This is a genomic window from Sulfitobacter sp. SK025, assembly GCF_003352105.1.
Lineage (GTDB): Bacteria > Pseudomonadota > Alphaproteobacteria > Rhodobacterales > Rhodobacteraceae > Sulfitobacter > Sulfitobacter pontiacus.
In genome coordinates this window covers 1,027,360-1,038,581 of record NZ_CP025808.1, presented here as the reverse complement: position 1 = coordinate 1,038,581, position 11,222 = coordinate 1,027,360, and the positions used below count along the sequence as shown (strand labels likewise).

The following is an 11,222-nucleotide window of genomic DNA, read 5'->3' as shown; positions in this document are numbered from 1 at the left end:
TCTTAACCCCCCGGCCCCACCTACTCCCCCTGACGATGAACCGCGAAGGACGCCGAGTATGACACGCGCCGCATCTGCCCACGGGCTTGGCCCGCTCAAACGCCGGTTTTCGCAGCCTATTCAGGGGCGGCGACGGCGGAAGGTGCTGAAATGCATGACATGTTCACCATAGATGCCTAAGGTATTCTTATTGGGCTGTTCGACCGGCAGACCAAGGTGATTTGAGTGTATTCGGTTTCTGGGTGCATCGGGCGGGACGGGTTCACCTGCCTTTGACAATAAACGCTTTCTAGCCGCCAGACTGATAGGTGCGGCCAAGGATATTTGACTAAGTTAGGATCGGCCCATGCGCCAAACGGTCTCGAACAACGCCCGCAATGGCAAACCAGCGCGGCGGGTGCTTTTCTATAGCCACGACACCTTTGGATTGGGCCACTTACGGCGGTCGCGCGCACTGGCTGCCGCCTTGATGGACGGGGACGAAGATGCCTCGGCCATCATCCTGACCGGATCCCCCGTCGCGGGGCGTTTCACCTTTCCCAAAGGCGTCGACCACATCCGCCTTCCCGGCGTGACGAAGCTGGCCGACGGCAGCTATGTGGCGCAAACGCTTGGCCTTGATATCGACGAGGTCACCTCCCTGCGGGCCGGTCTGATCCGCACCGCGATCGAGGAATACACCCCCGATCTGCTGATCGTGGATAAAGAGCCGACGGGCTTTCGCGGGGAACTGCTGCCCAGCCTTGACTGGCTGCGCGAACATGGCACCACCAAAGTCGTGCTGGGCCTGCGCGACGTGCTGGACGAACCCGAGGTGCTGGCCGCCGAATGGGAACGCAAGGGCGCGGTTGAAGCGACTGAGAAATACTATGACGAGATTTGGGTCTACGGCATGCGCGATGTGTATGACCCGACCAAGGGGCTGCCCCTGTCGCAGGCGACCCACGACCGGATGCATTGGACCGGCTACCTGCGCCGCGAGGCCCCGGACGAAACGCCCCCCGCCGAAGAGCCCTATGTGCTGATTACCCCCGGCGGCGGCGGGGACGGTGCCGCGATGGTGTCGCTGGTGCTGGACGCCTACGAGCAAGACCCCGACCTGACGCCAAAAGCCAAGTTGATCTACGGCCCCTTCCTGTCCGGCGACGTCCGCGACGCCTTTGACGCGCGGGTGGCCAAGCTGGGCGGGCGGGTGACCGCGCTTGGCTTTGATAGCCGGATCGAACAGCTTTATGTCGGGGCTGAGGGCGTGATTTGCATGGGCGGTTACAACACCTTCTGCGAGGTGCTGTCTTTTGACAAACGCGCCGTCATCGTGCCGCGCACCGTGCCCCGGTTGGAACAATGGATCCGTGCCAGCCGCGCCGAAGAGCTGGGGCTTGTCCGCATGCTAGAAGAAACCCGTGATGGCATGACGCCGCAGGCGATGATCGCCGCAATCCGCAACCTGCCGCATCAGAACAAACCCTCGCAAGCCGGTGCAGACGGGCTGCTGGACGGGCTTGACGTGGTGGTTGAACGGGGCCGCGCCCTGATGGGCGGTGGCGCATGACCGACACCCCCGCCCCTCTCGCCATTGTGGTCAAAGGCTGGCCGCGCCTGTCCGAGACCTTCATCGCACAAGAACTTGTCGCCCTTGAAGAAGCCGGTCTGCGCTTCGACATCTGGTCGCTGCGCCACCCGACCGATACGAAAACCCACCCGTTGCACGACCGGCTGCAAGCGCGCGTGCGCTATTTACCGGAATACCTGCGCGACGATCCCGAACGTGTGGCCGCAGCACAAGAGGCCGCGAAAGCCATGCCCGGCTACGACGCGGCATGGGAGGTTTTCCAACAAGACCTCTTGCGCGATGACACCCCTAACCGCCGTCGCCGCTTTGGGCAGGCCTGCGTCATGGCACATGAGCTCCCCGCCGAGACCCGCGGCATCTATGCGCATTTCCTGCACACCCCGTCCTCGGTCGCGCGCTATGCCGCGATCCTGCGCGGACTGCCGTGGAGCTTTTCTGCCCACGCCAAGGACATCTGGACCTCGCCCGAATGGGAGTTGCGCGAAAAGCTGGAGCCCGCCAGCCACGGTGCCGCCTTTGGCGCCACCTGCACGGACTTTAACGCGCAACATCTGCGCAGTCTTACCACCGCCCCAGACCGGATCGATCTGGTCTATCACGGGCTGGATCTGGCGCGTTTCCCCGAACCGCCAACCCGGGTCCAACGCGCCAAAAGCGACCCGTTCCAGATGATGTCTGTCGGGCGCATGGTCGAGAAGAAGGGCTTTGATAACCTGATCGACGCGTTGGCGCTGCTGCCGAATGAGTTTGACTGGCACTGGACCCATATCGGCGGCGGCGACCTGTCGGAACCGATGAAAGCACGCGCAGAAACGCACGGGATCAACGACCGGATCACATGGCGCGGGGCCTGCGACCAGCCAGAGGTGATCGCGGCCATGCGCGCCGCCGATCTGTTCGTGCTGCCTTCGCGCATTGCCAAGGACGGTGACCGCGACGGGCTGCCCAATGTGCTGATGGAAGCGGCAAGCCAGAAGCTTCCGCTGCTCAGCACGCCCGTATCGGCCATCCCCGAATTCATCACCAGCGGTACCACCGGCGTGCTAAGCGACGATGCCCCCGCCGCCCTTGCCGAGGCGATGCAGCGTTTTGCGGAGGATCCATCGCTTGGCCCTCGGCTGGCCGAAGCCGCCCACGACCGCCTGCATGCAGAGTTCACCATGGCCCCCGGCATTCGCCAGCTACACAAGCGGCTGACGGCGATGCTGGCACAGGGCGGCTGATGCGGCTTGCGTTCTACGCTCCGTTAAAGTCGCCTGATCATCCGGTACCCTCGGGGGATCGGGCGATGGCGCGTGGGTTGATGACTGCCCTGCAACGGGGGGGCGCGACCGTCACAGTCGCAAGCACCCTGCGCAGCCGCGACGGGGCGGGCGACAGCGCGGCGCAGACCCTGCTGTTCAACGCTGCCGAGGCCGAAGTGCCCCAAGCCATCGTCCGCGGTCGTACCGAAGGCTGGCAGGCGTGGATCACCTATCATAACTATTACAAGGCCCCCGACCTGATCGGCCCCGCCGTTGCCCGCGCCCTTGGCATCCCCTATCTGCTGGTCGAATCCAGCCGTGCGCGCAAACGGCTGACAGGCCCGTGGGCCGGTTTCGCCCAAGCTGCCGAGGCCGCAAGCGACGCGGCGGATGTGATCTTTTACCTCACGCACCGCGATGCCGAAACGCTGCGCCGCGATCAGACCGCGGGGCAGCGGCTGGTGCATCTACCGCCGTTTCTCGCACAGGACGCTTTGCCTCTGCCGTCCGCGCTGGATGGCCCGATGCTGGCTGTCGGTATGCTGCGCGACGGGGATAAACGCGCCTCGTATCAGATCATCGCGGAGACGCTGGCGCTGCTGCCAGCAGACAGCTGGCGGTTGGATATCGCGGGTGACGGCCCCGCCCGCACCGAGATAGAGACGATGATGGCCCCCTTTGGCGATGCGGTTCGGTTTCTTGGGGAGCTTGATGCGACCGCCATGGCCGCCGCCTACCGTCATGCATCGCTGCTGTTCTGGCCCGGGGTGAACGAAGCCTTTGGCCTCGCCTATCTGGAGGCGCAGGCCGCGGGCCTGCCCGTCGTGGCCCAAGACCGCCCCGGCGTGCGCGATGTGCTGGCCCCCGGCCCCTATCCCGCGCCGGAAAGCGGCACCGCCCCGCTTGCTGCACAGATCACAGCGCTGCTGTCGGATGCCACCCTACGCCAAACACGCGCCCAAGCCGCCCGCGATTTTGTTGCGCAACATCATCTGCTTCCCACGGCCACCGCGACCTTGCTGGCGGGGTTGGAAAGCTGCGGGGTGCGCCCGTGATCCGGCTTGCCCTGCTCCGCCACGGGCATACAAGCTGGAACCGTGCGGGCCGCATTCAAGGGCGCACGGATATCCCGCTGGATGATGACGCTCGCGCCGGTCTGGCGGCACTGGCATTGCCCGTGCCTTGGGACCGTGCCGATCTTGTGTCGAGCCCCCTGTCTCGCGCCGCTGAAACCGCCCGATTGGTCGCAGACCGCGCGCCGAAAACCGCGCCCGCGCTGATGGAGATGGACTGGGGCCAATGGGAAGGGCTGCACGGCGTAGAGCTTAAGGCAGACCCCACCAGCGGGTTCCGCGATATCGAGGATTGGGGCTGGGGCTACACCCCACCCGGCGGCGAAAGCCCCGACAGCCTGCGCGCACGGCTGATCCCCTGGGCCAACGGCTTGACGCGCGATACTGTCGCCGTCTGCCATATTGGCGTGATGCGTGTTTTGCTGGCCCATGCGACCGGCTGGGATTTCGCTGGCCCCGCCCCCTTTCAGATCAAGCGCAACCGCTTATATCTGCTGGATATTTCGCCCAAGGGCTGGGCCGCCCAGCCTGATCCCATCCGACTGGAGCCGCGCTTATGAAGGTCAGCATCGTCGTCACGCATCTGCTGGGCACCGGCCATCTGGCCCGCGCCCTGACCCTTGGCCGCGCCTATGGGGCGGCGGGGCATGATGTGCAGGTCGTCTCGGGCGGGATGCCCGCACCGCAGTTGAACAGCGACGGCGTTGACGTGGTGCAACTGCCGCCGCTGCGCTCTGACGGAGTGGATTTCGCACGGCTGCTGGATGAAGACGGTGCGGTCGCCTCTGAAGCGTTGAAGGCAGCGCGGCGCGAGGTGCTGGTCACCCACATCCAGACCCGCGCCCCCGATCTGCTGATCACCGAACTGTTCCCCTTTGGGCGCCGCACCCTCAAGGCAGAGTTCATGGCCCTGCTTGACGCCTCAGTTGCCCTGCCCACGCGCCCGCTGGTCTGCGCATCGGTACGCGATATCCTCGCGCCGCCATCCAAACCCGCCAAGGCGCAGCTGGCCGATGATCTGGTTGCGCAGTATTACGATGCGGTGCTGGTCCATGCGGACGAGGCCGTGACGCCGCTCTCGCTCAGCTGGCCGGTGTCCGGCGCGATGCAGGACAAGCTGCGCTATACCGGTTTCGTTGCACCGCCCCCCGCCAGCCCCCATCCCGACCGGCTTGGCGCGGGCGAGATTATCGTCAGCGCAGGGGGCGGCGATGTGGGCGCGCATGTGTTCGACACCTGCCGCGCCGCGGCCGCGCGTGATGCGGGGCGGGTCTGGCGCTTGCTGCTGGGGGGGCAGGATGCGGCCGCACGCAGCGCCGCGCTGATGCAGGATGCCCCCGCGAATGTGGTGATCGAACCGGCGCGCCCCGAATTCCGCCAGATGCTGTATCACGCCGCCGCCTCTGTCTCTTTGTGCGGTTACAATACCGCGCTGGATGTGCTGCAAAGCGGGGTGCGGGCGCTGTTTGTCCCCTTTGACGCCGGCAACGAGGTGGAACAGGGGCTGCGCGCCGATGCGCTGTCCGCGCTAACGGGGATCGAGGTGCTGCGCAGCGCTGATCTGACACCGGACAGGTTGCTATCCGCCTTGGCAACTCTGCACGCCGCCCCGACCCGGCCTGCGCAGACAGACGGGTTTGACGGGGCCGCGAGGACGGTCACCCTGACCGAGACGATGCGAAAGGGCACGCGATGACCGTGGATTGGGCCAATCTTGACGCCGAGCTTGCAATATGGCGTGCAGAGGGATTGCACCTGCCGATCTGGTGGCGCGATGATGATGCCATCGCCCCAACCCCCGCGCTGGATCGCCTTGCCGCACTGGCGGAGGATCTGTCCCTGCCCGTGCATATCGCCGTGATCCCTAAACATGCAGAACCCGCGCTTGCCGCCTATAGCAAGGACCGTCCGCTGATCCGTCCGCTGGTGCATGGCTGGCAGCATATCAGCCACGCGCCCGACGGGGCGAAAAAGGTAGAGTTCGGACACCCGCGCCCCGATGCGGCCCACGAGCTGGCCCAAGCGCTGAACCGGATGCAACAGCTTTTCGGCGACGACCTGCTGCCGATCTTTGTGCCGCCGTGGAACCGGTTAGACGATGGGTTGCTGCCGGTGCTGGCAGACGCAGGCTATGTCGGGGTGTCGACCTATCTGCCGCGGAACAACCGGATTGCCGCCCCGGGGCTGGTGCAGATCAACACCCATATCGACCCGATTTTCTGGCGCGGCACTCGCAGCCTTGTGCCGCCGGACACGCTGATTGCGGATATCACCAAACTGCTGCAGGACCGCCGCAAAGGGCTGACGGATCCGCAGGAACCCTTGGGGTTTCTGACCCACCACCTGGTGCATGACGAAGATATCTGGGGGTTCACCCACGCTTGTCTGGCGCGGCTGCTGGACGGTGGGGCGGTGCCTGCACAGATGACAGAGCTGCCCTGACCTTTGGTGTCATTCAACGAAAAAGGGGCGCATGAAGCGCCCCTTTTGGAATAATCGTCTTAGCTGTCCATCTTCAAGGCAGAGATAAATGCCTCTTGCGGGATGTCGACCTTGCCGAACTGGCGCATTTTCTTCTTACCCGCCTTCTGTTTATCCAACAGCTTGCGTTTCCGCGAGGCATCGCCGCCGTAGCATTTCGCGGTCACATCCTTGCGCATCGCCGATAGGGTTTCGCGCGCGATCACCTTGCCGCCGATGGCCGCCTGAATAGGGATCTTGAACATGTGACGCGGGATCAGATCCTTAAGCTTTTCAACCATGGCACGGCCGCGCATTTCGGCACGGTCGCGGTGCACCATAGTGCTGAGCGCATCCACAGGTTCGTCGTTAACCAGAATAGACATTTTGACCAGCGCATCCTGACGGTAGCCGATCATCTGATAGTCGAACGAGGCATAGCCCTTGGTCACCGACTTCAACCGGTCATAGAAGTCGAAAACCACTTCGTTCAACGGCAGATCATAAACAACCATCGCGCGGCTGCCCGCATAGGTCAGGTCCATCTGGATGCCGCGGCGGTCCTGACACAGCTTGAGCACGTCACCAAGATAGTCATCCGGCACAAGGATGGTCGCCTTGATGCGCGGTTCTTCGATGTGGTCCACGAAGGTCAGGTCGGGCATGTCGGCGGGGTTGTGCAACTGCTCGACCGTGCCGTCTTTCATGTGGATGTCATAGATAACCGACGGCGCGGTGGTGATCAGGTCGATGTCATACTCGCGCTCGATCCGGTCACGAATGACTTCAAGGTGCAGCAGGCCAAGGAAGCCGCAGCGGAAACCGAAACCCAAGGCGGCGGATGTTTCCATCTCGAAGCTGAAAGACGCGTCGTTCAGCGCCAGCTTTTCGATACTGTCGCGCAAGTCTTCGAACTCGGCGGCGTCCACTGGGAACAGACCACAGAACACCACGGGCTGCGCTGGCTTAAAGCCCGGCAGCGGGGTCTCGGTGCCCTTTTTCTCGTGGGTGATCGTATCCCCGACCCGCGTGTCGCGGACCTGTTTGATCGATGCGGTCAGAAACCCGATCTCGCCGGGGTTGAGGCTGTCGATCTCGGTCATGGCGGGACGGAAAACGCCGATACGGTCGACGTGGTGCACCGACCCGTTCTGCATCATGCGGATGCGGTCGCCTTTTTTCAGCTGACCATCCATGATCCGCACCAGAACGATCACGCCCAAATAGCTATCATACCATGAATCGACCAACATCGCCTTGAGCGGCGCGTCCTGCGTGCCGGTAGGCGCGGGCAGCTTATGCACGATGGCTTCAAGCGTTTCGACAATGCCCTGACCTGTCTTGGCCGAGACACGGATCGCTTCGGAAGCATCGATCCCGATCACATCCTCGATCTGTTCCGCCACGCGGTCGCAGTCGGACGCAGGCAGGTCGATCTTGTTGAGAACCGGCACGATCTCGTGATCCGCATCAATCGCGTGATACACGTTGGCGAGCGTCTGCGCCTCTACGCCTTGGGTGCTGTCCACGACCAGCAGCGATCCTTCGACCGCGCGCATGGAGCGAGAGACCTCGTAGGCAAAGTCGACGTGACCGGGGGTGTCGATCAGATTGAGGATATATTCCTCGCCGTTCTGGGCGGTGTAGTTGATCCGCACCGTCTGGGCCTTGATCGTGATCCCGCGCTCGCGCTCGATATCCATCGAGTCGAGCATCTGCGCTTTCATATCGCGCAGGGAAACGGTGTTCGTCTCTTGGATCAGGCGATCGGCGAGCGTGGATTTACCATGATCGATGTGCGCGACGATGGAGAAATTGCGGATATGTGAAAGTGGTGTCATGAGGCAAGGATATGGTGCGGATTCAAGCGCTGGTCAATGGGCTGGATCGCCTGTTCCCCTTGATCCTTAGGGCATTTGACGCGCGTCAGCGGATTTACCTGCATTCTGATCGCAAACGTCAAAGGGGGGATGTGATTTTTTCGCGGTCACCTGCCATGCAGAAACCGCATACCGCCGCCAACGCCAATGTATCAAGGCGCTTGGCAGTACTGCGCGGTACCGCTCCCTTTAGCAATGTTGCAACACCGGCATTTCGTATGGCTGCCTTATGGTTTTATCCCGCGGGCGGCGGCGTTGGATCAGCCTTCTCAAATGGTCTGCACTCTTGCAGATCGGGCGAATAAGGAATTTTGAGATGAAGATGAAACACTCGCTTGGCACAGTGACCGTTGCAGCCCTTGGTCTGGCGTCGCTTCCCGCGCTGGCACAGGCCCAAGAAGGCCCCGTCTGGGACGTTTACGGCCAACTGAACTTTGGCGTTCTGAGCGTTGACGATGGTGAAGACACAAACACCACGTTTATCGACAACGACAACTCCAACAGCCGCGTTGGTCTGACCATGACCCAAGCGCTGCAAAACGGGTCCGAACTGCGTCTGACCTTCGAAGCAGGCCTTGGCCTGACCGGGTCCTCCGCCATCAATGGCGACGACGACAGCCTGGATTTCGACTACCACCGCACCGAACTGCGCAAACTGGACCTGACATACCGCACGCCAAACGCGGGTATCTTCTCGTTTGGTCAAGGCAGCACGTCGACAGATGGCACGGCCGAAGCGGACCTCTCGGGCACCGGTGTTGCCGCCTATGTGGGCATCAACGAGATCGCGGGCAGCCAGCAACTGCGTTTCGCGGATGGCACGCTGTCGACCCTTGCAATCGGGGGCACCAACAGCTCTTTCGACGGCAGCCGCCGTTTCCGTGTGCGCTATGACACACCTGTGTTCAACGGCTTCTCCGCATCGGTTTCCTACGGTCAGGAAGTCTTGAAATCGGGCGATGACAACGACTACTACGATGTCGGCACACGCTACGTTCAAGACTACGGCGACTATTCGGTCGACGCGCGCTTGGGCTATTCGTTCCGCGACACCAGCAACGATCTGGTCATGGGCTCCGCCGCTGTTCTGCACCAACCAACCGGTCTGAACCTCGCGGTTTCCGCAGGTCGCCGCGTTGCGGGTGACGCAGACTACGCCTACATCAAAGCGGGCATCACCCGTGATTACATCGCAGCGGGTTCGACATCCTTCTCCGTTGATTACTACGACGGGAACGACTTTGTTGTCGCAGGGTCCAGCACCTCTTCCGTGGGTGTCGCCGTTGTTCAGCGTCTCGACGCATATAACACCGAGCTTTACGCAACACACCGCACCTATGACTTCGACGATCCGTCGGCATCCTATCAGGATCTGGACGTGACCTTCGTTGGTGCGCGCTGGAAGTTCTAAGCAACACACGCCTTTGCCCGACCTGTTCGGGCAAAGGCATTTCCGTTTTGCGCCCTCAATCGTGAATTGCTCAATCTGCAGTTTTCCGGCATAAATGCCAGCAGCAGTTAGGGCAGCCTCGGGATTAACCCGGCGTCCGAGAGATGAGGCAAAACGATGGTACGACTTTTCACGATGATCTGTGTTGTTGGCACGCTGGCCGCTTGCGGCGGACCGCGCGGCTATAACCCCAGCGGCGGCTTTGGCCGGGGCGCTGTCTTGTTCGCCACCGGGCCGATCCACAACGCCTGCATGAAATCGGGGCGCAAACAGGCGAGCGCGGCGCGCTGCGGCTGTATCCAGGCCGTTGCCGACAAAGAGCTTTCTTCGTCAGAACAGCGCCGTGGCGTACGCGTTTTCTCGGACCCTCACAGCCTGCAAGAGGCGCGCCAGTCCGACCGCAAAAGCGACAATGATTTCTGGGCTGTATGGAAAGCCTATGGCCAGACAGCATCGACCCTGTGCAGCGCCACCTAAGACCGTGACACCGGCGGCAGGGGTACGCCCCTGCCCTAGATTTGTGGCCGCGAAGGCGGGCCGAAACGGTCAATCAGCCGGTCTTTGATCTGATCACGGGCGGCACGGTATTGCGCGATCTTTGCATCGCGCGTTTCCCCCAGCCCTGTCGGATCGAGGATCGGCCAATATTCCACAGTCAGATGATAGAACCGCGTCAGTTCCAGCGCGCGGCGTTGGCTGGCGGGGCTCAGCGCGATGATCAGATCGAAAGAGCTTAGATCATCGCCCCAATTCTCCATCTCGTCGAAACTGCGGGACCGGTGGCGGGACAATTCCACGTCCAGCTCTTGGCACACCGCGATAGAGAACCCATCGATTTCCAGATCGTTCATCACGCCGACGGATTGCACATAGGTGCCCGTGCCGTAGAACTTTTTCATCAACCCTTCGGCCATAGGCGACCGCACCGCGTTGTGATCGCAGCAAAACAGCACCGATTGGGGCAGTTTCTGGGTCATCTAGCCGCCGTAGTGCAGAACGCAGATGAGGGTGAACAGGCGGCGGGCCGTGTCTGTATCGATCTCGGCCTTGCCTTCAAGCCGCTCTTGCAACACCCGAGAGCCTTCGTTGTGAATCCCGCGCCGTGCCATATCGATGGTCTCGATCTGCGAGGGGGCGGATTTCTTGACCGCCTCGAAATAGGATTCGCAAATCTGGAAATAGTCTTTGACAACCTGCCGGAACGGCCCCAGCGACAGATGGAATTCCGCCGCCTTTTCAGCGCTTTCGGTGTTCACATCGAAAACCAGCCGTTTGTCACGGATCGACAGGCCCAGATGATACGGCCCTTGCGGCACCGGGCGATCATCGCGCGACGGCAGGGTAAAAACATTGTCCTCCAGCAGATCAAACATGGCGACCTTGCGCTCTTGCTCTATCTCGGGCGTGGGCGGGGGCAGGTTCGCGTCGTCAAGCGCGATATGCGTGATCCGGGACATGGGGACGTCTCATTTAGTGTCTATCCCGCCGACCTTAGACCGGGCGGCGGGGTTCTACAATTGACATCGGCGGGCCGGGCAAAGG

12 protein-coding genes are annotated in these 11,222 nt (G+C 62.3%); 9 read left to right on the top strand and 3 right to left on the bottom strand.

From position 1 onward, the window contains the following. The first annotated feature begins 346 nt into the window (after window positions 1-346). The 6 genes from C1J04_RS04990 to C1J04_RS04965 are packed head-to-tail and all read left to right on the top strand — an operon-like array spanning window position 347 to window position 6,332. On the top strand, window positions 347-1,552 hold the full coding sequence (locus C1J04_RS04990) for a glycosyltransferase family protein (RefSeq protein WP_009826231.1): 1,206 nt from the start codon (window positions 347-349) through the stop codon (window positions 1,550-1,552). Next, on the top strand, window positions 1,549-2,796 hold the full coding sequence (locus C1J04_RS04985) for a glycosyltransferase family 4 protein (RefSeq protein WP_009826230.1): 1,248 nt from the start codon (window positions 1,549-1,551) through the stop codon (window positions 2,794-2,796). Before C1J04_RS04990 ends, C1J04_RS04985 begins: the two co-directional genes overlap by 4 nt. Next, window positions 2,796-3,872, top strand: coding sequence for a glycosyltransferase family 4 protein (locus C1J04_RS04980; RefSeq protein ID WP_367582021.1), 1,077 nt, complete (start codon window positions 2,796-2,798; stop codon window positions 3,870-3,872). The genes C1J04_RS04985 and C1J04_RS04980 overlap by 1 nt, the downstream gene beginning before the upstream one ends. Further along, window positions 3,869-4,450 (top strand): histidine phosphatase family protein, encoded by a 582-nt coding sequence (locus C1J04_RS04975; RefSeq protein WP_009826228.1) that lies wholly within the window; start codon window positions 3,869-3,871, stop codon window positions 4,448-4,450. The genes C1J04_RS04980 and C1J04_RS04975 overlap by 4 nt, the downstream gene beginning before the upstream one ends. Next, window positions 4,447-5,586, top strand: coding sequence for a glycosyltransferase family protein (locus C1J04_RS04970; RefSeq protein ID WP_009826227.1), 1,140 nt, complete (start codon window positions 4,447-4,449; stop codon window positions 5,584-5,586). Before C1J04_RS04975 ends, C1J04_RS04970 begins: the two co-directional genes overlap by 4 nt. Continuing rightward, window positions 5,583-6,332 (top strand): polysaccharide deacetylase family protein, encoded by a 750-nt coding sequence (locus tag C1J04_RS04965; protein ID WP_009826226.1) that lies wholly within the window; start codon window positions 5,583-5,585, stop codon window positions 6,330-6,332. The genes C1J04_RS04970 and C1J04_RS04965 overlap by 4 nt, the downstream gene beginning before the upstream one ends. A gap of 59 nt (window positions 6,333-6,391) precedes the next feature. Here C1J04_RS04965 and lepA read toward each other — a convergent pair whose 3' ends face one another. After that, complete coding sequence (lepA, locus tag C1J04_RS04960) at window positions 6,392-8,191, bottom strand: translation elongation factor 4 (protein ID WP_009826225.1); 1,800 nt, start codon at window positions 8,189-8,191, stop codon at window positions 6,392-6,394. 11 nt (window positions 8,192-8,202) lie between these two features. On the opposite strand from lepA, the gene C1J04_RS19285 reads away from it, so the two are divergent. From C1J04_RS19285 to C1J04_RS04950, 3 genes are all read left to right on the top strand, one after another. Then, a complete protein-coding gene (locus C1J04_RS19285; RefSeq protein ID WP_156775796.1) occupies window positions 8,203-8,535 on the top strand; it encodes a hypothetical protein in 333 nt (110 codons plus the stop codon). Between the two features lie 11 nt (window positions 8,536-8,546). After that, window positions 8,547-9,641: a porin gene (locus C1J04_RS04955; protein ID WP_009826224.1), complete on the top strand. Its 1,095-nt coding sequence runs from the start codon at window positions 8,547-8,549 to the stop codon at window positions 9,639-9,641. A 156-nt stretch (window positions 9,642-9,797) separates the two neighbouring features. Next, complete coding sequence (locus C1J04_RS04950) at window positions 9,798-10,157, top strand: hypothetical protein (RefSeq protein WP_107277672.1); 360 nt, start codon at window positions 9,798-9,800, stop codon at window positions 10,155-10,157. A 35-nt stretch (window positions 10,158-10,192) separates the two neighbouring features. On the opposite strand, the gene C1J04_RS04945 is transcribed toward C1J04_RS04950, so the two are convergent. Both C1J04_RS04945 and C1J04_RS04940 read right to left on the bottom strand, forming a co-directional pair. Continuing rightward, entirely contained in the window at window positions 10,193-10,657 is a 465-nt protein-coding gene (locus C1J04_RS04945; protein ID WP_005851897.1) for an arsenate-mycothiol transferase ArsC, read from the bottom strand. Continuing rightward, a complete protein-coding gene (locus C1J04_RS04940) occupies window positions 10,658-11,137 on the bottom strand; it encodes a UPF0262 family protein (protein ID WP_009826222.1) in 480 nt (159 codons plus the stop codon). Window positions 11,138-11,222 lie beyond the last annotated feature (85 nt).